Raw genomic sequence first — 20,571 nt, forward strand, 5'->3', positions numbered from 1 at the left:
ACTCATGAACGGACTCAACGTACTGCTGACCGGTGCCTGCGGCAGAATCGGCAAAACCTTTTTCGAAGCCTCAAAAGACCGCTACACCTTCGTCCTGACGGATCGCATCGAGCCCGACTTTGCGGTCGATGCGCCTCACCGTTTCGTCAGCCTGGACCTGTCCGACCCCGCGGCAATGGGCGAAGTATTGCAAGGGATCGACGTCATCGTGCACCTGGCCGGCATTCCTCACGCCACTGCCACTTTCAATGAGCTGCTGCCCAATAACATTCTGGCCACCACTTACCTGTTCGAAGCCGCGGCTGCAGCTGGCTGCAAACGACTGGTGTTCGCCAGCAGTGCGCAAACCATCGAAGGCTATCCGGTGGACCGGCAGATCACCTCGGGCATGCAGGTCATGCCGGCCAATCTGTATGGCGTCAGCAAGTGTTATGGCGAAGCGTTGTGTGCGTTCTATGCTGCCAAACGCAACCTCTCGACCATCGCGATACGGATCGGCGCTTTCGAATTCCCGGACCGTCATGAACTGACCAATGCCCGAGACCTGAGCGCCTGGCTGAGCCCACGCGATGCGGTGCAGTTGCTGCAGCGTTCGGTGGAGGTCGAAGGCGTGCAACACCTGATCGCCCACGGCATTTCCAACAACCGCTTCAAGCGCCTGGACCTCAGCGAAACCATGCGGGTGTTGGGTTACCGACCGGTGGATGATGCGTTTCAGACGTTCGATATCCCGATTGCTCCATAAGCCCATCGCTGATCCACCGTGCGATCGACCTCTGCCGCCTGGCGGCAAAGGTTGACCTCAATCCTTCGTCACTCGCCGAGCCTTAAAAACCCAACTAATTGTTTTTATTGATATTTTTTAACAAGGCACACTATTTGCTGAAAGCACTGCACCGCAAATACCTACAAGGTCTATTCATCATGTTGGTCAGTGCAAAACAAAACCTGGTGGCGCCCCTCCCCAAGCGTCCCGGCGACGAACCGATCACGGACGCTGCCGCCGGACTTCAGGGCGGCCTGCAAGCCGCCATGACGCAAGCCCTGCAAAACAATGTGCAGGCGCAAACCGCGCAGACCACTAAGCAGGTCCAGGACTCCGCCACCCAAATCGCTACGCAACAGGTCAGCGAAGCGACCCGGATCAGCGACAACGTCGATGAGGCGTTCGCCAAAACCCGCGTGGGACTGCAAGCCTCGTCCGCACAACTACCGACCGATGTTGAAACGGCCACGGACGCCTTCAAGGAGTACATGAGCAAAACGCCGGAACAGCGGTTGCGCGACAGTATTTTGCAAGAGATGGGGCTGACGGAAGATGACCTAAAAGCCATGCCACCGGAAAAACAACTGGCGATCGGTAAAGAGATTGCCGAGCGCATGCAAGACAAGATCAAACTCGCGCAGGCCGAGAAAGAAAACAGCAGCAGCAGCGAAAAAGGCAGCAGCCAGGTGGTCGACAAGTTCCTCGCTTCGCTTTAACAGTGCGGGCGATATAATCCGTAGCAGCTGGCGAAGCCTGCGTTCGGCTGCGCAGCAGTCGTAAAACCTGAGTTTGCGGTCTTCCTGAAACACCGCATCTTCTGATTTCACGACTGCTTCGCAGCCGAACGCAGGCTTCGCCAGCTGCTACGGATCGCGTTTTGGCTTAACTGATCGGCATTACCCTTTGAAGGACCCTTTTTCAATGTGCCGCTATCAACTTATCTGCAAGGTCGAGTTGAACTGACTGATCGCATCCACCACATGCCGCGACCCTTGTTGAATCTCCAGAATCACCGCTCCCGCCTCATTCGCCAGTTCCACCCCAAGCCCGGTCCGACTCAAACTGGACTGCATGCTCGACACCGCACTCAATGACAAATCGTGGTTCTTGCGCACCACTTCAACGATCTCCACCGTTGCCTGGCTCGTTCGTGCCGCAAGGCTGCGAACTTCATCGGCGACTACCGCGAACCCGCGCCCGTGTTCCCCGGCCCGGGCCGCTTCGATCGCGGCGTTGAGTGCCAGCAGGTTGGTTTGATCGGCAATGCCACGAATGGTCTGGACGATGGTACCGATGATGTCCGACTGCTTGCTCACCGCATCAATGCTCAGCGCCGCTTCGTTCAAGTCTTTGGAAATGTCCTGGATGGTCTGCACCGTTTGCTGCACCACCTGAGAACCTTTCTGTGCACAAGCGTCGTTTTGAACCGAGGTGCTGTGGGCCGATTCCGCGGCGGTTTGCAGGGTGGTGACTTGCTGGGTGATGTCGCTGGCGAACTTGACCACTTTGTACAAGCGACCCTTGGTGTCGAACAGCGGGTTGTAGGAGGCCTCCAGGAAAACCGTATGACCGTGCTTATCTTTGCGCTCGAAACGGTGCGAGTGATATTCGCCGCGATTGAGCGAGGCCCAGAACGCTTTGTAGGCCTGAGATTCGGCTTCGGCACGATGACAAAACAGGCTGTGGTGCTGGCCAACCACTTCGTTGAGCGAGTAATGCATCGTCTTCAAGAAGTTGTCGTTGGCGGTGATGACCTTGCCATCCGGAGTGAATTCGATCACGGCCATGGAACGACCGATCGCCGCGAGCAGGCTCTCGTTTTCGTGTTCCTTGTAGGTCCTGGCTGAGATGTCAGTGGCGACTTTGATCACACTCCGAACCTGACGATCAGCGCCGAGCACCGGCATATAGCTGGCTTCGAGCCAGACCTCCTTGCCGCTCCTGTTCAAGCGTAAAAAGGTCCCGCTCACCGGTTCGCCACGGGCCAGGTCACGCCACAACTTGGCGTAGGCTTCGCTTCGATAAAACGCTTCTTCGCAAAAGATCCGGTGATGCTTACCGCGCACTTCTTCGGCGCTGTAACCCATGGCAGTGCAAAAGTTGTCGTTGGCATCGAGCACGATCCCTTCGGGAGTGAACTCAATCATTGCCATCGAGCGGCTGACCGCGGCCAACTTCGCGTTAGCCTCGGTCAGCGCGCAACTGAATCGTTCGATTTCCAGCAGGTCAGTCTTATGACGTCGGTTAAACATAGTCGTATCACCTTCAGCGCGGTCTTTTGTTTGATGAAAGTTCTTTGGTCTTTCAACAGTTCCACCACTACGTTCCAAGGAACAGGCACACGCATCCCTCCACAGGAAGGACTTGGTCAGGTGATCAATGATGTTTAATCGGAGAGTCCATGCTGCAACGCTCTTATCAAGACATCCTTCTCTTGATAGCCCGGAATCGGGCCAGCCCTAACGTTCTGATAAGACATTCCATTGACCGGACAGCTCCGTGTTGTTCAGCGTCGGTGCCTTGGGTTGCGCACACTTTTAACCTGTATGACGGCCTTCACATGGCGGCCGACATAGTTAGTTACGAGTCAGCATAGACAGGCGAGGCACGTAAGCAAGGCCACTAGTCGGCCAGTATTGAGGACAAAATCGGTTCAGCATCGGTATGCGTCATTTCTCGGCGAGCATGCCCATCAACGCCTGCACCGCCGCCGAGGGTGGCTTGGTCGCAGCGGCCACCAAGGCAAATTCGCGATCGATACGCGGTTTGACCGGCACTACCCGCAGACCCTGAAGTTGGCTCGGCAGCGTCATCTCCGGCACCAGCGTCACGCCGATGTTTTCCCGCACCAGGGTGAACGCACTGCTCCATTCACGGACCTCAACCCGCACATCAAGCAGTTGCAGCCCGGCATCCTCTGCCAGGCTGCGAGCGTTGGTCGAACAACCGCCGGTAGCCAGTACAAAAGGTTGTTCCGCCAACTCGGCCAGGGAGACGCCTTCTTCATTCGAACGGCGAGCCAAGGGATGGCCACCAGGCACCACCGCCATCCAGGCATCACGTCCCAGGCGTCCGGCATTGCGCTCGGGCGCCGGGTTCAACACCACGCCGACATCCACCAGCCCGGCGCCGAGCAGCGTTTCCACTTCATCGTCACTGACTTCCAGCGCGACCACCTGAATGCCGGGATAAAGCCGATTGAACTGACGCAGCAGCGGTGGCAGAAAAGTCGCCAGCACCATGGGGAAACTGGCCAGGCGAATCGTCCCGCGCTGAATGTCTTTGGTGGAATCGACAGTACTGCGAATGGTTTCCAGAGCACCGAGCATGGTTCTCGCGTGTTCGATCACAGACAGGCCGATTGCCGTCGGCAAGGTCTGGCGATTCTCCCGACTGAACAGTTGAACGCCCAGGGTTTCTTCGATCAACGCCAAGGCCTGGCTGGCGCCGGACTGGGTCATGCCGACCCGCTCGGCAGCCCGGGTAATGTTGCCCGTGTCAGCCACGGCCACCACCATTCGCCAGTGCATCAGATTCATCATGGCAGTAGCTTTCCTTATGGCGGCTTTCTGAAAGATTAATTTTACCGAGGGTGCCGCGCACTATGACACTGGCGCAAATCCCCAGCCAGAGCCCTGCCGATGAAGTTGTATTACGCCCCACACGCCTGCTCGCTCGCGCCGCATATCGTGCTGCGCGAACTCGATCTGCCATTCGAATTGATCCGCGTCGACAACACCACCAAGCGAACCGCCAGCGGCGACGACTTCCTCGCCATCAACCCAAAGGGCTACGTCGCGGCACTGCAATTGGACAATGGCCAAGTGCTGACCGAAGGTCCGGCGATCCTGCAATACCTGGCAGACCTGCGACCCGAGGCAAACCTGGCGGCAGCGAACGGTACGTTCGAGCGGGTACGGTTGCAGGAATGGCTGAATTTCATCTCGACCGAGATTCATGGCGGGCTGGGCTGGTTGTTCAGTTTGCAGTTCCCGGATGAGGTCAAAGTGCTGATCAAGGAGAAACTGTTCAAGCGGTTTGCGGTGTTGTGTCAGACGCTGGAGCGCCAGGATTATTTGATGGCTGACGGGTTCAGCATTGCCGATGCGTATTTGTTTACGGTGTTGCGCTGGGCTCGGCTGTTTGCCATTGATTTGAACCAGTGGCCGGCATTGGCGCGGTTTCAAGCCAGGGTTGATGAACGGTCGGCCGTGAAGAAGGCGTTGGCCGCGGAGTTGGTGTAGGCCTCAAGACCATCGCGAGCAGGCTCGCTCCCACATTGGATTTTCGTCACGACATAGATCCCCTGTGGGAGCGAGCCTGCTCGCGATGGCGGTGGAACAGGCGCAGATGAACCTACAAATTCTCTGTCACTTTGGTAGCCACTTCACCCGGTACCCAGCCCTGCCACACCTGCGGCTGATCACGCAAAAACGATTCGGCCACCTGACGCGGTTGCAGGCGTTTTTCGCTCATCTGGCCGAGCGTGTGGTTCAGCAGATCGATCGGCAGGTCGACCTTTTCGAAGAACGCCACCAGGTCCGGGTACTGCGCCTTGAACGGCGCGGACACCCCAATCGCCAGGCTTGCCGGCATCGAGCGCGTGCCCTTTGGATTCGGGTTGTTGGCGTCGGCCAAGGTCTTCCAGGCTTCGGCGTCGAACGCCGGCTCGTCGAGTTTCACCAGTTTGAAACGCCCCAACAGCGGCGTCGGCGACCAGTAGTAGAACAGCACCGGTTTGCCACGACGGATCGACGAAGCCACCTCGGCATCCAGTGCGGCGCCAGAACCCGTGCGGAAGTTGACGAAGCTGTCGGTCAGGTCATAGGCCTTGAGTTTTTGACTGTTGACGATCTCCGAGGTCCAGCCGGTCGGACTGTTGAGGAAGCGCCCACGGCTTGGGTCTTCCGGATCGCGGAACACGTCCTTGTAGCGCGCCAGGTCGGCGACGGATTTCAGCTCCGGTGCCAGAGGTTTGATGCCGCGTTCAGGGTCGCCCTTGATCACGTATTCCGGCACCCACCAGCCTTCGGTGGCGCCTTTGACTGTGTCACCCAGCCCAAACACTTTGCCTTCCGAGGCGGCTTTGACCCACGCCGGACTGCGCCCGGCCCACTCTTCGCCGATCACTTGAATATCGTTCTTGGCCAACGCCGCTTCGAGGCTGACGGTGCTGCCCGGCAAGGTATCTGTCGGGTAGCCGTAACCTTTCTCGACAATCAAGCGCAGGATTTCGGTGATGAGGCTGCCGCTTTCCCAGGTGATGTCACCGAAGTGGATCGGCGCGGTTTTTTCTGCCGCGGGAACGTGAGTTGCCACAAGGCTCAGGGCCAGCAGTGAACTGCCGAGCAGGGTTTTGATCGATCTCATGCGGACCTCCGGGTCAGGGAATTCAAGGATTGGTTGGCGCTGTGCCGGGCACACAGGGCTTGGGTACGCGTCATGTAAACGCTGACCGAACGTTGGGAAATGCCCAGTTCGGCGGCGATTTGCGGGTAGGTCAGACCGTCGATTCGCGACAACAGGAAGGTTGCCCGAACCTTGCCCGGCAAGCGCTCAAGCGTACGGTCGAGGCCATGCAAGGCCTGGGTCAGTTGCACCCGATCTTCGGGCGAGATCGCTTGCTGTTGATCCATGTGTTGCAACTGATCGAGGTGCTGGCGTTCCAGGTCACGGCGGTGCCAGAGCTGATAGATCAAGCGCTGGGCAATGGTGGTGAGCAAGGCACGAGGCTCGCGGATCGGGGTCAGCCCCGGCGATTCGAGCAGCTGTAAAAAGGTTTCGGCAGCGATGTCTTCGACGCTGGAACTGGCGCCCAGATGCCGGCGCAACCGTGCGCACAGCCAGGGGTAATGCGCGCGGAATAATCCGCCCACGTCGTTGCGATGGGAAAGGTCGGTGCCGGACATAGAGGCTCCAAGGGTTAGGGGTCGCTGAATGTCCGGTGATCCGGTGACGCGATCCTAGCAAGGAGCCTTATTCATTAATAATACTTAAAAAGAATTTTTATATTCCATTATGAAATTAAACATCAAAAGAACGCAGCCTCGTTTCACTCGACAGCTGCTACAGATGCACACCGATTTCCTGTAGCAGCTGTCGAGTGAAACGAGGCTGCGATCTTGTCACACCGCCTACCGCAATCGCCCATACCCCAGCGCTTCGGCCTCTTGCTGATAGTCGAGAACGATTTGATAGTCGCTTTCGCTGGCCGGCAGAACCTCTTGCAGACCGAGGATTTCGCTGACTTCGGGCAATTCCTGCAACGTCGTGTTCATCACCTGCCGCAGCTCTTCAGCTTGTTCATCGGTGACGGTCGCGGCGGTGATATACGGCAAGGTCGGACTGAACGCACTTCGCGCAATGACCCGCAGGCCAGCCACTTCTTCTTCGGCGTGCCGCGCCAGATAGGCGAAGGTGACGCTGTCGATGGCCGCCAGGTCCGCCATCTCCTCACGCAACCAACGCAGGCTTTCTCGGTGGCTGCCGCTGATACCGACACTGGCGAAGAACTGCCCGTCTCGATGCAACGGCGCCAATCGGTGACGCAGCAGGTTCATGCCGCTGTTGGAGTCTTCGCCATTGATCACCCCACGACTGTCGCGAAAGGCTGGCAGGCCGCGCCGTGGATCATCGACGCGACTCAACAACAGGCTGCAATGGTTGCCACCATTGGCGTCCGGCAGTTCATAACGAGGACGACCGATGACCCGGACCCGACCGCGCAACGCGGTCATCAGCGGGTAGCCGCAGGTTTGGGTCAGCAGCAAGTGCGGGGACAGCCAGAGGTCCATCAGCGAAAGGCTCTCGGCGTTGCGGCGGCTAGCACCCACTCGCTCGAGCATTCGCGTCAGCCAGCGCTCGTTGGCCTCGCGGATCGGCTCGGGGGCGACGTACATCAAAAGTTCTGCGTAGGCTGAAGTCATTGGATTTCTCAACTGAACGGATGCCGAGGGCTGTCGATAGCCTTCACCCCATGCTGACGCCACAACTGGCCATAACCCTGCACCAGAAACCCGCCGCTGCGCGCCAGCCATTGCTCGCGACGCGCGTGGTAGGCGCGGGGCAAGTCGTACCAGGGCAGCCCCGGCAAGTCGTGATGCACCAAATGCAGATTGAGGTTGAGGAACAGCCAGCGCCACGGCCAGGCGGCTTCATTGATGACCGTCCTTTGCTCGGGCTCGGCGTGGGGACGGTGTTCATAGTAGGAGCGAATCATGGCAATCGATAGCGCCGGCACACTGATCAGCAACAGGTAATGCCACACCGGCAACACGCTGTAGCGGGCGATAAACAGCAACATCAGCAGGGCCAAGGTGCCGTGGCTGAACCACATCAACCAGGCCTGTCGCTCACCTGCTTTTAGACGTTGCAGTTCTTCCCGGGCCAGCGCCAGCAAGGCCAGCGGTGCACCGAGGGCGAAGCGTCCGAGCACGGTTTTGTTCAGCCAGTGCAGGCCTTGTTCGAACAGTGAGCTGTCCTGCCATTGCTCGGTGCTCAGGTAACGGCTTTCCGGATCGCGCCCCGGAAGGGTCAGGTCTTCGTCGCGGTGATGCAGCAAATGGCTATCGCGATACAGGGTGTAGGGATACCAGACGGCGAACGGCGCGTAGCCGAGGACTTTATTGAGAAATGTCCAACGGGTCGGATGCCCGTGAAGCAATTCATGCTGCACCGATAACCAGAGCACCACCAATGGAATCAACAGCACAGTGCTCCACCAGAGCCCCAACCAGCCACTGGCGAGCACGATGCCGAACCAGCCGACGTACACACCGATCAGCAGCAACCAGGTCGGCCACTCGGTGCGCGCGGTCAGGCGTTGGCGCAGGGTTTCGATTTCTTCACGATGGGCGGTATCGAAGTAATGGGGCATGGCGTTGCTCAGATCGGGGACCAATCCCCTTCTGTGCAATGGCTCAGGGTTTTCTTGCAGATTATTTGGTTATTACATCAGAAGCAGCGGGAGCCCGAGGCCGGGCTCCCTTGTCACGGGATCAATGACCGAACACATCCACCTTCTTGGCCTTCTTGTCCGCGCGCTTTTCATCGGCGGTTTTTGCCGGTTTCTTCTTTGCCGCTTTTTTTGAATCCATGCCTTTGGCCATGATACGTACTCCACTCATACGGGATGTGAGATCAGGTATACACCTATCGCTGAGCGCGCGTTCTTTTATAATCGCCCGCTTTGCGCACCGACAGTCGAAGACCATGCCCAACACCCAATACACCTTGCTCGCCGAGCCTTTATGGCCCTTGATGAACAAGTTTTATCGCGCTCACCAATCGTCGATGAAAGCGGTCCGCGACGCTCAACTCTGGGTGGCCCGGCGCGAGGAGATCATTGGCGCACTGTGTTTGCGACCGGTGGCGGACGGGCATTGGCTGACGGGTTTGTTTGTCGATCCGGCCTGCCGTAAACAGGGCATCGCTGCGGCGTTGATCGCCGAGGCGCTCAAGGATCTTGAAGGCCCGGTGTGGCTGTTTTGTCATCCGGACTTGCGCGGGTTTTATGAACGTCGTGGTTTTACCTTCGACCCGCCATTGCCCTACGCCATGGCGGAACGCTTGAGCCGTTATGCGCGCAGTAAACCGATGATCGCCATGGGTCTGGAAGCCTCTGGATGATTCAGGAAGGCGTCAGTCGTCTGCAGCAGGATCGAGATCCGGGAACATCACTTCGGTAAACCCGAACTTGCTGAAGTCACTGATGCGCGACGGGTATAACCGGCCGATCAGGTGATCGCATTCATGCTGCACTACCCGAGCGTGGAAGCCTGAAGCAATGCGCACAATCGGCTGGCCTTTTGGATCAAACCCTTCGTACCGAATGTGCTGATAGCGATCCACCGCGCCACGCAGGTCGGGCACCGACAGGCAGCCTTCGAAACCCTCTTCCAGCGTCGGGCTCAACGGTGTGATCAGCGGGTTGATCAGAATCGTCTGCGGCACCGCTTCGGCGTCCGGGTAGCGTTCGCTGTGCTCGAAGCCGAAGATCACCAGTTGCAGGTCGACGCCAATCTGCGGCGCAGCCAGGCCGACTCCGCCGACGCTTTCCATGGTCTGGAACATGTCGTCGATCAGTTGCCACAGCTCCGGGCTGTTGAACATTTCGGCGGGTACCGGCGGGGCAATGCGCAGCAGGCGCTCGTCGCCCATTTTCAGAATTTCACGGATCATTTGATGACTTCGTCAGTGGTCGGCTTGATCGAGTGGTCCCGACCCAGTCCCGACACGTGGTGTTTTTCTTCATGGCCGGGGCCGTGCTCGCCTGGGACCTTCTCGCCAGGGTCTTTTCCCTCGCGCGACATGTGCTCGATCACCGCGTTCATTTCCGCGCCGAGCAACAGCACTGCCGCGGAAATATAGAAGTACAGCAGCAACACGATGATCGCGCCGATACTGCCATACATGGCGTTGTAGTTGGCGAAGGTTTTGACGTAGAAACCGAAGCCCAGCGAAGCGATGATCCAGACCACCACGGACAACACCGCACCCGGGGTGATGAAGCGAAACTCTTGTTTGACGTCGGGCATGACGTAATAAATCAGCGCGACCGCCATCATCAACAGAATCACGACCACCGGCCAACGCACGATGGTCCAAAGGGTCACGATGATTTCTTCAAGGCCGACTTGCGAGGCGATCCATTCCATCACCTGCGGCCCGAGCACCATCAGCGCAGCGGCCGCCAGCAGCATGCCGGCGATGCCGATGGTGTAGAAAATCGACAGCGGAAAACGCTTCCACGCTGGCCGGCCTTCGACCACGTCGTAGGCGGCGTTCATCGCGCTCATCATCAGCCGCACACCGGCGGACGCGGTCCACAGGGCAATCACGATACCGACCGACAGCAAGCCACCCTTGGATTGCTGGAGCTGGTCGATGACCGGGTTCACCTGTTCCAGCGCCTGGGGCGGCAGGACCAGTTCCGATTGCAGGCGCAGCCAGGAGAAGAAGTCCGGCAGGTGCAGGAAACCGATCAGGGCGATCAGGAACAGAATGAAGGGGAACAGCGAAAACAGCATCTGGTAGGCCAACGCCGAGGCATAGGTCGACATCTCGTCGTCGACGAACTCGGTGATCGTGCGCACCATGACACGGTGCAGGCGCTGACCTTTCATGTGTGGGAAAAACATTAGCGTCTCCTTTCGCCGCAAATTTGCTCGAAGTCGTGGCGACTCAGGGGCCGTTTTCTACATCAAAGTAGCCTACTTGGCGAGTTTGAAACAATTTCCTTGTGCAAGTTCAGGCTGACACAAAAACGGCCATCTGCGGATGGCCGTTTCTGTTGCTCATCAAAGGCCTGATCACGCCTTGTCGATGCCTTTTTTAAGAGCATCCTTGGCTTTGCCGACCGCTTGCTGGGCTTCGCCTTTCCTTTCCTGAGCGACGCCTTCGGTGCGCATTTTGTCGTTACCGGTAGCCTTGCCGACGCCTTGCTTGACGTTGCCGGCGGCTTCGTTGGCCATGCCTTTTACTTTATCGCCAGTGCTGCTCATGGTGTTTCTCCTGTGAACCATTCAACGGGGAAAGTCGTTACACAAGGTTGACCGAAGGCGTTTGCACGGAGTTTCATTTATTTTCCCGGCGACATTTCATCGTTCAGTGCAGGTTGGGCTTTATGTTTGCCGACCAACCCCCGAGAATGCGCAACGTATTCAGGCCATGGCGCTGAAGATCCAATCCCGTAGGAATGTTATGAAACTCGATAAAAAGCAGGCCATTGCCCGCAGAAACCAGGAACTTGGCGGTGCTGTGCTTGGCGTCAACAACTGCCATTTCACCGAATTGAACCGCAATCGCAACATCTGGTGGTTCGATATTCCGGTCGCGCGTCTGGCCATTGGTCAGTACGAGTGGGTTCACCTGCTGATGCACACCCCGGATACCGACGAACTGCTGCACCTGAAAGTACCGACGGTATTCCTTCGGGAGAAGCTCGAAGGTCTGGTGGTGCGCAATGAAGGCAAGCGTAAAGCAGCCTTGAGCCTGGAATTGAGCGCAGACAAGGACTCGTACCTCCAGGACATGCGCCCGGCGGGTACCAACGTCAATTTCGCGCAGTTCCGCCTTTAAAAGCAAAAGATCGCAGCCTTCGGCAGCTCCTACATGGAATTGGTGTACACCCCGTAGGAGCTGCCGCAGGCTGCGATCTTTTGATCTTCAACAAAAAGCCCCGCATTGCGGGGCTTTTGTTTGTTACGCGCTTACCTTTTTGACGCCGAGCTTCTTCAGCTCTTCATCGCGCAGCTCGCGGCGCAGGATCTTGCCGACGTTGGTGGTCGGCAGCGCGTCGCGGAACTCCACGGAGCGCGGAACCTTGTAGCCAGTGACGTTGGCGCGCATGTGCTCCATCACCTGTTCCTTGGTCAGCGTCACGCCCGGTTTGGCGACGATGAAGATCTTGATCGCCTCACCCGACTTCTCGTCCGGCACGCCGATGGCTGCGCATTGCAGCACGCCCGGCAGGGTCGCGAGCACGTCTTCCAGTTCGTTCGGGTACACGTTGAAACCGGAGACCAGAATCATGTCTTTCTTGCGATCGACAATGCGCATGTAACCGTCAGGCTGGATCAGCGCGATGTCACCGGTCTTCAACCAACCTTCGCTGTCGAGGATTTCATCGGTGGCGTCCTGACGCTGCCAGTAACCCTTCATCACTTGCGGACCTTTCACGCACAGCTCGCCGATATCGCCCAACGGCTGTTCAACGCCGGCGTCGTCGATGACTTTGCACAGGGTCGACGGAACCGGAATACCGATGGTGCCGATCTGGATGTTCTGGATTGGATTGACGGTGGCCACCGGACTGGTTTCGGTCATGCCGTAACCTTCACAGATGGCGCAACCGGTGACCGCTTTCCAACGCTCGGCCGCGGCCAGTTGCAGGGCCATGCCACCGGACAGGGTGACTTTCAGCGCCGAGAAGTCCAGCTTGCGGAAGCCTTCGTTGTTGCACAGGGCGACGAACAGCGTGTTGAGCCCGACGAAACCGCTGAACTTCCACTTCGACAGTTCCTTGACCATCGCCGTCAAATCGCGCGGGTTGCTGATCAGGATGTTGTGGTTGCCGATCAGCATCATCGCCATGCAATGAAAGGTGAAAGCATAGATGTGGTACAGCGGCAGCGGCGTGATCAGGACCTCACAACCTTCATTGAGGTTGGAACCCATCAGCGCCTTGCACTGCAGCATGTTCGCCACCAGGTTGCGGTGGGTCAGCATCGCGCCTTTGGCCACGCCGGTGGTGCCGCCGGTGTATTGCAGCACGGCAACGTCGCTGCTGGCCGGGTTGGCTTCAGCCACTGGCTGGCCGTGGCCCTTGCGCAGTACGTCGTTGAACTTGATGGCCTTGGGCAAGTGATACGCCGGGACCATCTTCTTCACGTACTTGATGACGCTGTTGACCAGCAGGCGCTTGAGCGGCGGCAGCAGGTCGGCCACTTCGGTGACGATCACGTGCTTGACGCCGGTTTTCGGCACGACGAGCTGGGCCAGGTGGGCCATGTTGGCCAGGCAGACCAGGGCTTTGGCACCGGAGTCGTTGAATTGGTGTTCCATTTCCCGCGCGGTGTACAGCGGGTTGGTGTTGACCACGATCAGCCCGGCGCGGATGGCACCGAAGACGGCGACCGGGTACTGCAACACGTTGGGCAGCTGCACGGCGATTCGATCGCCCGGCTGCAAGTCGGTATGCTGTTGCAGGTAGGCGGCAAAGGCACCGGACAATTCGTACAGTTCACCGTAGGTGATTGTCTTGCCCAGGTTGCTGAATGCCGGTTTGTCGGCAAAGCGTTGGCAGGACTGCTTCAACACCGCCTGAATATTCGGATACTCGTCCGGATTGATGTCGGCAGCAATCCCGGCAGGGTACTTATCCTTCCAAAAGTCTTCGATCATGGAAGCCCACTCCTCAGCAACGCGAATTCAAATACCGCATTTGATGCGATTATTATTGGTGTTTGATTATTGGTGAGTCTGGCTTTTAACAAGGCCGAGAAGTCACAAAGCGCGCCGAGAGTAGCAGCTTTGCCAAGGGCCGACCAGAGCCAAAAGCAGCCTCTACAGTCACTTTAATGACTCAAGAATAACAAGCGGTCATTTTAGAGCAATAAACCTATATGTCGCTGAAAGCCCCTGAATTCGGGGCTTTCCAAAAAAAATCGCGAGCAGGCTCGCTCCCACAGGATCACCGAGAACCTTGTGGGAGCGAGCCTGCTCGCGATCCGTGCGAAGCGCGGCCATTCAACGATCAGGCGATATCACGCAACTCCCGCCGCAATATCTTGCCCACCGGCGTCATCGGTAACGACTCACGCAAGACGATGTGCTTGGGCACTTTGTACGCCGTGAAGTTTTCCTTGCAATAGGCCTTCAGCTCTTCAAGGCTGACACCCGTTTCACGGGCCACCACAAACAGCTTCACCGCCTCCCCCGAACGCTCGTCCGGCACACCGATCACCGCACAGTTGGCGACTTTCGGGTGAGCCATCACCACGTCTTCGATCTCGTTCGGGTACACGTTGAAACCCGAAACGATGATCATGTCTTTCTTGCGATCGACGATGCGCACAAATCCGTCTGGGTCGATCACCGCGATGTCGCCCGACTTGAACCAGCCTTCGGCATCCAGCACTTCGGCGGTGGCTTCGGGTTTCTGCCAGTAGCCCTTCATGATCTGCGGGCCCTTGATGCACAGTTCGCCGCGCTCGCCCAGCGCCTGCTCGACGCCTTCATCGTTGATGACTTTCAGCGTGGTGCCCGGCACCGGCAGGCCGACTGTACCGAGCCGCGACTTGTCGCCGTACGGGTTGGTGCAGGCCACCGGCGAGGTTTCGGTCAGGCCGTAACCTTCGGTGATGCGGCAACCGGTGAGCTGTTCCCAGCGCTCGGCCGTGGCCTTGACCAGCGCGGTGCCGCCGGAGTTGGTGAGTTTGAGGCTGGAGAAATCCAGGGTCTTGAAGTCCGGATGGTCCATCAGCGCGACGAACAGGGTGTTGAGCCCCAGCAGCGCCGAGAACCGCCAGTTCTTCAGCTCCTTGATGAAGCCCTTGATGTCTCGCGGATTGGTGATCAGCACGTTGTGGTTGCCCGACACCATCATGCACATGCAATTCGCCGTGAACGCATAGATGTGGTACAGCGGCAGCGGCGCGACCATAACCTCTTGCCCTTCGCGCAACAGCGGCTGGCCGTCATTGCCAAACTGCTCCAGGCACGCCCGCACTTGCTGCATGTTGGCCACCAGATTGCCGTGGGTCAGCATCGCGCCCTTGGCCAGGCCGGTAGTGCCGCCGGTGTATTGCAGCACGGCGATGTCGTCGAGCCGGATCTTCAGCGGCTTGATGCCCAGCCCCCGGCCCAGGCGCAGCGCGCTCTTGAAGGAAATGGCCTGCGGCAAGGAGTACGCCGGGACCATCTTCTTGACCTTGCTCACCATCGTATTGACCAGCCAGCCCTTGGCGGCGGGCATCAGGTCGCCCATCTTCGCTTCGATCAGGTACTGGATGTCGGTGTCGGGCAGCACTTCCTGGACTTTGGCCCCGAACATGTTCAGGTAGACCAGCGCCCGGGCACCGGAGTCCTTGAACTGATGACGCATCTCCCGCGCGGTGTACAGCGGGTTGGTGTTGACCACGATCAGCCCGGCGCGCAAGGCTCCGAACACGGCAATCGGGTAATGCAGGACGTTGGGCATCTGCACCGCAATGCGATCCCCCGGCACCAGGTCGGTGTGGGCTTGCAGGTAACCGGCGAACGCTGCGCTGTAGCGTTCCAGTTCGGCGTAGGTCAGGGTGACGCCCATGTTGCTGAATGCCGGGCGGTCAGCAAATTTCTTGCAGGAACGCTCGAACACCTCGATCACCGACTTATAGGCCCCTTGATCGATGTCCAGGGGCACGCCGGCCGGGCGTTTGTCATTCCAGAAATCAGGTTGCATTATTCTTGTCCTCTTTACCTGAACCTATCCGGGGCCGCTTTTCTGTCCTTCCTCTCTTATCCCTCAAAAAGCAGAAAAAGCGAAAAACGGAGCTTCACGGACACTAGCAGCTATGGCGAATCAGGCAAATATGCGCACGGTCGACATTGATCGTGTGAATCTTGCTGCCACGGCGTGGCCTGATCAGACGGCACGCTATGGATGCGCTATACAATGCAACGACCAAGCGCAAAGGAACCGCCATGATCCACGACACTTTCTGGCTGACCGCGAGTGACCGCAGCCGCCTCTTCGTCAACCAGTGGCTGCCCGCCGCGCCTTTAAAAGCAGTGATTCTGTTGGCCCATGGCATGGCGGAACACAGTGGCCGCTACGCCCGTCTGGCGGAAAAACTCTGTGATCAGGGCTACGGTGTGTATGCGCCGGACCTGCGTGGACATGGCAAAACTGCCGAAAACGGGACACTGGGCCATTTCGCCGACGATGACGGTTGGTGCAAGGTGGTCGGCGACCTGGCGAGCCTCAACCAGCACATCGGACAACAACATCCCGGCGCGCCGATCGTGCTACTCGGTCACAGCATGGGCAGTTACATCGCCCAGGCTTATCTGCTGCACCACAGCGCCAGCCTGCACGGGGCCGTTCTCAGCGGTTCGAACTTCCAACCGGTGGCGCTTTATCGCGCGGCGCGGCAGATTGCGCGGTTGGAACGTTTGCGCCAGGGCCCGAAGGGTCGCAGTGCGCTGATCGAATGGCTGTCGTTCGGTTCGTTCAACAAAAAATTCAAACCGGCGCGCACTAAGTTCGACTGGCTTAGCCGCGATCCGGCGGAGGTCGACCTGTACGCCAACGACCCGCTCTGCGGCTTTCGCTGCACCAATCAGCTGTGGATCGATTTACTCGGTGGGTTGCAGCAAATCAGCAAAGCGTCCAATCTCGCTCAGATTGATCCGGGCCTGCCGTTGCTGGTCATCGGCGGTGAATGTGATCCGGTGAGCGAAGGCAAGCGTCTGAAAGATCTGGCCCATGCGCTGCGCGCTGCCGGCAGCCAGAGCCTGCAACTGACTATTTACCCGCAGGCACGGCATGAACTGTTCAACGAGAGCAACCGCGATGAAGTGATCAATGACGTGTTGAGCTGGATCGCCCAGGCGCTGAGCCACCGTCGACCACCCAGATCGGAATAGTTTTTTTGAATTTATTTATTCGTGACAGGAATTGAAACAGATGACCCAGGTTACCAACACCCCTTACGAAGCCCTTGAAGTCGGCCAGACCGCCAGCTACAGCAAGACGGTCGAAGAGCGCGACATTCAGTTGTTCGCCGCGATGTCCGGCGACCACAACCCGGTGCACCTGGACGCTGAATTCGCCGCCGGCACCATGTTCAAGGAGCGCATCGCTCACGGCATGTTCAGCGGTGCGCTGATCAGCGCTGCCGTTGCCTGCGAGCTGCCTGGGCCGGGGACTATCTATATCGGTCAGCAAATGAGCTTTCAGAAGCCGGTGAAGATTGGCGACACGCTGACCGTGCGTCTGGAGATTCTCGAGAAGCTGCCGAAGTTTCGTGTGCGGATTGCCACTCGCGTGTTTAACCAGCGCGATGAATTGGTAGTGGATGGCGAGGCGGAGATTCTGGCGCCGCGTAAGCAACAGACCGTGACGTTGCCCAAGCTGCCGGCAATCAGCATCGGCTGATTGCCTCAAGAGATCGCAGCCTCGTTTCACTCGACAGCTCCTACAGGGTTTGCCATATACCTGTAGGAGCTGTCGAGTGAAACGAGGCTGCGATCTTTTGATCTTACGGCCCTTCCTGCACCTGCACACTCGCCGTCATCCCCGAACTCAAATTCATCCCTTCCGGCAACTGATCAATCTTGATCCTTACCGGAATCCTCTGCGCCAACCTCACCCAGTTAAATGTCGGCTCGACCTCTGCCAGCAACTGCCCATCCGGCGTGGTATTGCGATCGGTAATCCCGCGACTGATGCTTTCCACATGCCCCTGCAACGCCTCCCCCGCGCTCATCAACCAGACCTTCACCGGATCGCCAACACGAATCCGTGGCAGTTTGGTTTCCTCGAAATACGCCTGCACATAGAAAGTCGAATCGTCGATCAACGCCATCACCGATTGCCCGGCATTCACGTAATTGCCTTCAGCCAGACGCAGGTTGGTGATGTGACCATTGCGCGGCGCATGGACCTGACTGCGCGCGAGATTGAGTTCTGCAACCTTGGCTTCGGCCTGGGCTTCGCGCAGTTCACCACGGGCAATGCCAGCGTTGATCTGTGCGTTTTCACGCAGCTCGGCACTGATTGCCTGCGGACCGAGGGCTGCGCGGCGACTGGCTTCGCGTTCGCGCAGATTGAGTTGCTGCTGACGGGTCTGCACCACCGCCTGGGCTTTCTCCAGCGCCGCTTCGAAACGGTCGCGATCAATGCTCAGCAATAAATCGCCGGCCTTGACCTGCTGGTTATCAAAAGCCTTGAGTTCACGCACCCAACCCGAGACGTCCGGGGCGATGACCACCACGTCGGCGCGGATCCGCGCATCCCGAGTCCAAGGCGTGAGCATGTAGTACTGCCATAAATGGAAGCCGGCAAAAATCGCCACCGCCACCAGGCACAAGGTCACCGCGACACGTATCGGTGTACGCATTTTCAACTCCTTATAAAGGTCCGAGGACGACGGTGATCAGGGTCAATACACAGACGTACAAGGCGCAATCAAACAATGCTTCGTGCCAGATCCAGCGGCCCACTGGCGTCAGGCGCAAGAGCAGGCGCAAGGCCCCGGTCACGAGCAGCGCCAGCAGCACATAAATCAGAAACGGACTGAGCAGCACGCCACCCACCGACCACTCACGCAAGCCCATGGCTTTGCTCCTGTTGACGGCACCAGGCGCGCCAGCTGCTTTGCAATTGCAGCACCGCGCCTTGGGCCAGTTTCACCGCATCGCTGGGGGGCAACGCATACAAAGTCTTCAAGAATTCTTCGCTCGGCTGCGCCAACGCCTCGGCGCGATTGCCGGTCGGGCCTTGCTCGAGGATTTTTTCCAGCTGTTCGAGATAACGCCGTTGAGGCGCGCTGACCGGTGCCTGCGCCACTGCCAGACTCAAACGCAAATGCAGCAATTCGTCGCCGATGTCCAGGCCGAGCAGGCCATCGTCCCAGCGACTGCGAGCCGGTTCCGGCAATTCGGGATAGTGCCGCGCCAGTTGTAGCAAGCGGTCGGCCATGCGTCCGCCAAACCAGCTTTCGGCACCGCGCAGATTGCGCCGGGTCAGGCGCACCAGATCGTCGAGTGTCGCCGCCAATAAGCGTCGGCCATGCCACGTCGGGTCGCGCAGGATCAACAAATGGAACGCCAGCACTGCAGCGCCGACACCGACCACAATGGATTGAGCGCTGTTGAAGAACGTCGCGACATCGAATTTCATCGCGTTGAGCGGCGAGACCAGCACGATGAAGTGCAGACAAAATGAGGTCGCCGTCGCACCGATCTGCGGTTTGGCCATGCCCAGCGCGCCGAGGAACAACGGCACGCCCATGCCCATGCACAGCAAGGCAAAACCACTCCATTGCGGCAGCAGAATCTGCCCGACGATAAACGCGGCCGGAATTGCCAGGAAGATCCCGCGCATAAAACTCATGCCTATCTGGGCACCGTTCTCGCGGCTGGCGAACAGGCTACACACCACGCACGTCAACAGCAGCGCGCCGGAGGCAGCGGGCCAGGCGGTCGCCAACCAGAAGCACGAGACCACCAGAAACGCCAGGGCACTGCGGGTACCGAAAATCAGCGCCAATGACAGGTCGCGGTGTGGTGTCAGGGTTCTCGGTGGATCGACCGCTTCCTTGCCCTCCTCAACGGCGTTCAACGCGGCGCTGGCCGCCATGGCGGTATCGAGCAACAAAGTGAAACGAGCCAGGCAGTAACTCTGTGCGGAGCTGATGTGCGGGTCGTGGGAAGCGTCGAGCAACCGCGGACGCAGCGCTTGCAGGGTCGCGGTATCCGGGCTGTTGAGCGCCTCTTGAACCTCGGTCATCCAGGGCAACAGTTGCTCGGCTTCCTGGAGTTCCAATTGCTTCCACTGACGGCGCACCGAACGGGCGATGCGCAGCAGCATCAACAGCTTTTGGCTCAAGCCGCTGATCGCCCGCGCTCGTTGCCGTCCCAGGCCTCCTTCAAACCAGGCATGCTCGCGCTGGGCATCGACGGCGACAATTCTCCCGAGGATTTCCAGCAAGCCTTTACGCGCCTGACCATCACCGGCCAGGGTCGCACGCGCGGCGTTCATACCGCTTTGCCACGCTGCCCGCGCCTGATCCGCCAATTGCCGTTCGACCCGCATCGGCCAGAGCAGCGCACTGGCGGCGGTGGCGCAAAGAATGCCCAGGCAGATTTCCGTGCAGCGAGCCACGGCTTGATCGAACACCGTCAGCGGATGAGTAATGGCCGGCAGCGCGATGATCGCCACCGTGTAACCGGCCAGCACGAACGAATAGGACCAGGCGCTGCGCAGCAAGGTCGAACTCGCCGTACACAACCCCAGCCACAATGCCAAGGCCAACAAAAACAGCCAAGGCGTCTGGGCAAACAACCCCATGAACACCACTGACATGATCGTCCCGACCAAAGTCCCCAACAGCCGCGCCAAGCCCTTCTGCACCACCATCCCCGACAAGGGCTGGGCGACGATGAACGCGGTCATCAACGCCCAGGCCGGTTGCTCCAGGCCCCAGCGCAATGCCAGCCACAGCGCCAGGCCGCCGCCGATCAAGGTCTTGATCGCGAACTGTAAGGCGCGGCGGTCAGGCGCAAATAAAGCCTGCAAGGTGATAGGCACGTAAAGG

General features: G+C 58.8%; 21 protein-coding genes and 1 pseudogene. 7 read left to right on the plus strand and 15 right to left on the minus strand.

Annotation, left to right across the window (positions count from 1 at the left end; translation table 11 throughout):
• Nucleotides 1-4: 4 nt before the first annotated feature.
• Together ASC74_RS11460 and ASC74_RS11465 are read left to right on the plus strand one after the other, a co-directional pair.
• Nucleotides 5-745: an NAD-dependent epimerase/dehydratase family protein gene (locus tag ASC74_RS11460; RefSeq protein WP_056741469.1), complete on the plus strand. Its 741-nt coding sequence runs from the start codon at nt 5-7 to the stop codon at nt 743-745.
• Nucleotides 746-924: 179 nt separating this feature from the next.
• Nucleotides 925-1,482 carry a hypothetical protein gene (locus ASC74_RS11465; protein WP_056741493.1) on the plus strand — a complete coding sequence of 186 codons (558 nt, stop codon included), beginning with the start codon at nt 925-927 and terminating at the stop codon, nt 1,480-1,482.
• Nucleotides 1,483-1,698: 216 nt separating this feature from the next.
• Here ASC74_RS11465 and ASC74_RS32645 read toward each other — a convergent pair whose 3' ends face one another.
• The 3 genes and pseudogenes from ASC74_RS32645 to ASC74_RS11475 form a co-directional block, all read right to left on the minus strand.
• Complete coding sequence (locus ASC74_RS32645) at nt 1,699-2,157, minus strand: methyl-accepting chemotaxis protein (protein WP_442965775.1); 459 nt, start codon at nt 2,155-2,157, stop codon at nt 1,699-1,701.
• An 84-nt stretch (nt 2,158-2,241) separates the two neighbouring features.
• Nucleotides 2,242-3,018: pseudogene (locus tag ASC74_RS32650) on the minus strand (PAS domain-containing protein); the annotation flags it as partial.
• Nucleotides 3,019-3,435: 417 nt separating this feature from the next.
• Entirely contained in the window at nt 3,436-4,308 is an 873-nt protein-coding gene (locus ASC74_RS11475; protein WP_056741471.1) for a LysR family transcriptional regulator, read from the minus strand.
• 99 nt (nt 4,309-4,407) lie between these two features.
• Between ASC74_RS11475 and gstA the strand changes: the two genes are divergently transcribed.
• Complete coding sequence (gene gstA, locus ASC74_RS11480) at nt 4,408-5,010, plus strand: glutathione transferase GstA (protein WP_056741472.1); 603 nt, start codon at nt 4,408-4,410, stop codon at nt 5,008-5,010.
• Nucleotides 5,011-5,122: 112 nt separating this feature from the next.
• On the opposite strand, the gene ASC74_RS11485 is transcribed toward gstA, so the two are convergent.
• From ASC74_RS11485 to ASC74_RS11500, 4 genes are all read right to left on the minus strand, one after another.
• On the minus strand, nt 5,123-6,136 hold the full coding sequence (locus ASC74_RS11485; RefSeq protein ID WP_056741473.1) for an ABC transporter substrate-binding protein: 1,014 nt from the start codon (nt 6,134-6,136) through the stop codon (nt 5,123-5,125).
• Nucleotides 6,133-6,675: a sigma-70 family RNA polymerase sigma factor gene (locus ASC74_RS11490; RefSeq protein ID WP_056741474.1), complete on the minus strand. Its 543-nt coding sequence runs from the start codon at nt 6,673-6,675 to the stop codon at nt 6,133-6,135. The genes ASC74_RS11485 and ASC74_RS11490 overlap by 4 nt, the downstream gene beginning before the upstream one ends.
• Nucleotides 6,676-6,900: 225 nt before the next feature.
• On the minus strand, nt 6,901-7,692 hold the full coding sequence (locus ASC74_RS11495; protein WP_056741475.1) for a phosphate/phosphite/phosphonate ABC transporter substrate-binding protein: 792 nt from the start codon (nt 7,690-7,692) through the stop codon (nt 6,901-6,903).
• An 8-nt stretch (nt 7,693-7,700) separates the two neighbouring features.
• Entirely contained in the window at nt 7,701-8,642 is a 942-nt protein-coding gene (locus ASC74_RS11500; protein WP_056741476.1) for a fatty acid desaturase, read from the minus strand.
• A gap of 335 nt (nt 8,643-8,977) precedes the next feature.
• Between ASC74_RS11500 and ASC74_RS11505 the strand changes: the two genes are divergently transcribed.
• Complete coding sequence (locus ASC74_RS11505) at nt 8,978-9,394, plus strand: GNAT family N-acetyltransferase (RefSeq protein ID WP_056741477.1); 417 nt, start codon at nt 8,978-8,980, stop codon at nt 9,392-9,394.
• A 12-nt stretch (nt 9,395-9,406) separates the two neighbouring features.
• Here ASC74_RS11505 and def read toward each other — a convergent pair whose 3' ends face one another.
• The 3 genes from def to ASC74_RS11520 form a co-directional block, all read right to left on the minus strand.
• Nucleotides 9,407-9,946, minus strand: coding sequence for a peptide deformylase (gene def, locus ASC74_RS11510; RefSeq protein WP_056741478.1), 540 nt, complete (start codon nt 9,944-9,946; stop codon nt 9,407-9,409).
• Nucleotides 9,943-10,905 (minus strand): YihY/virulence factor BrkB family protein, encoded by a 963-nt coding sequence (locus ASC74_RS11515; RefSeq protein ID WP_056741479.1) that lies wholly within the window; start codon nt 10,903-10,905, stop codon nt 9,943-9,945. The genes def and ASC74_RS11515 overlap by 4 nt, the downstream gene beginning before the upstream one ends.
• A 171-nt stretch (nt 10,906-11,076) precedes the next feature.
• Nucleotides 11,077-11,268, minus strand: coding sequence for a CsbD family protein (locus ASC74_RS11520; protein ID WP_056741480.1), 192 nt, complete (start codon nt 11,266-11,268; stop codon nt 11,077-11,079).
• 199 nt (nt 11,269-11,467) lie between these two features.
• On the opposite strand from ASC74_RS11520, the gene ASC74_RS11525 reads away from it, so the two are divergent.
• The gene (locus ASC74_RS11525; RefSeq protein ID WP_033056806.1) at nt 11,468-11,845 is read left to right on the plus strand and encodes a hypothetical protein; all 378 of its coding nucleotides are present in this window, start codon (nt 11,468-11,470) and stop codon (nt 11,843-11,845) included.
• A gap of 123 nt (nt 11,846-11,968) precedes the next feature.
• On the opposite strand, the gene fadD1 is transcribed toward ASC74_RS11525, so the two are convergent.
• On the minus strand, nt 11,969-13,669 hold the full coding sequence (gene fadD1, locus ASC74_RS11530) for a long-chain-fatty-acid--CoA ligase FadD1 (protein WP_056741481.1): 1,701 nt from the start codon (nt 13,667-13,669) through the stop codon (nt 11,969-11,971).
• 352 nt (nt 13,670-14,021) lie between these two features.
• Nucleotides 14,022-15,710 carry a long-chain-fatty-acid--CoA ligase FadD2 gene (fadD2, locus tag ASC74_RS11535; protein WP_056741482.1) on the minus strand — a complete coding sequence of 563 codons (1,689 nt, stop codon included), beginning with the start codon at nt 15,708-15,710 and terminating at the stop codon, nt 14,022-14,024.
• 242 nt (nt 15,711-15,952) lie between these two features.
• Here fadD2 and ASC74_RS11540 point away from each other — a divergent pair, with 242 nt between their 5' ends.
• Both ASC74_RS11540 and ASC74_RS11545 read left to right on the plus strand, forming a co-directional pair.
• Nucleotides 15,953-16,897, plus strand: a complete 945-nt coding sequence (locus ASC74_RS11540; RefSeq protein WP_056741483.1) for an alpha/beta hydrolase — start codon at nt 15,953-15,955, stop codon at nt 16,895-16,897.
• A gap of 40 nt (nt 16,898-16,937) precedes the next feature.
• The gene (locus ASC74_RS11545; RefSeq protein WP_046049496.1) at nt 16,938-17,408 is read left to right on the plus strand and encodes a MaoC family dehydratase; all 471 of its coding nucleotides are present in this window, start codon (nt 16,938-16,940) and stop codon (nt 17,406-17,408) included.
• 103 nt (nt 17,409-17,511) lie between these two features.
• Here the strand turns inward: ASC74_RS11545 and ASC74_RS11550 are convergent, their stop codons facing one another.
• The 3 genes from ASC74_RS11550 to ASC74_RS11560 are packed head-to-tail and all read right to left on the minus strand — an operon-like array spanning nt 17,512 to nt 20,564.
• The gene (locus tag ASC74_RS11550; RefSeq protein ID WP_056741484.1) at nt 17,512-18,372 is read right to left on the minus strand and encodes an efflux RND transporter periplasmic adaptor subunit; all 861 of its coding nucleotides are present in this window, start codon (nt 18,370-18,372) and stop codon (nt 17,512-17,514) included.
• Between the two features lie 10 nt (nt 18,373-18,382).
• Complete coding sequence (locus ASC74_RS11555; RefSeq protein ID WP_056741485.1) at nt 18,383-18,589, minus strand: DUF1656 domain-containing protein; 207 nt, start codon at nt 18,587-18,589, stop codon at nt 18,383-18,385.
• The gene (locus ASC74_RS11560) at nt 18,576-20,564 is read right to left on the minus strand and encodes an FUSC family protein (RefSeq protein ID WP_056741486.1); all 1,989 of its coding nucleotides are present in this window, start codon (nt 20,562-20,564) and stop codon (nt 18,576-18,578) included. The genes ASC74_RS11555 and ASC74_RS11560 overlap by 14 nt, the downstream gene beginning before the upstream one ends.
• Between the last annotated feature and the right edge of the window lie 7 nt (nt 20,565-20,571).

This window comes from Pseudomonas sp. Root329, from assembly GCF_001424925.1.
In the GTDB taxonomy this organism is placed as follows: domain Bacteria; phylum Pseudomonadota; class Gammaproteobacteria; order Pseudomonadales; family Pseudomonadaceae; genus Aquipseudomonas; species Aquipseudomonas arabinosi.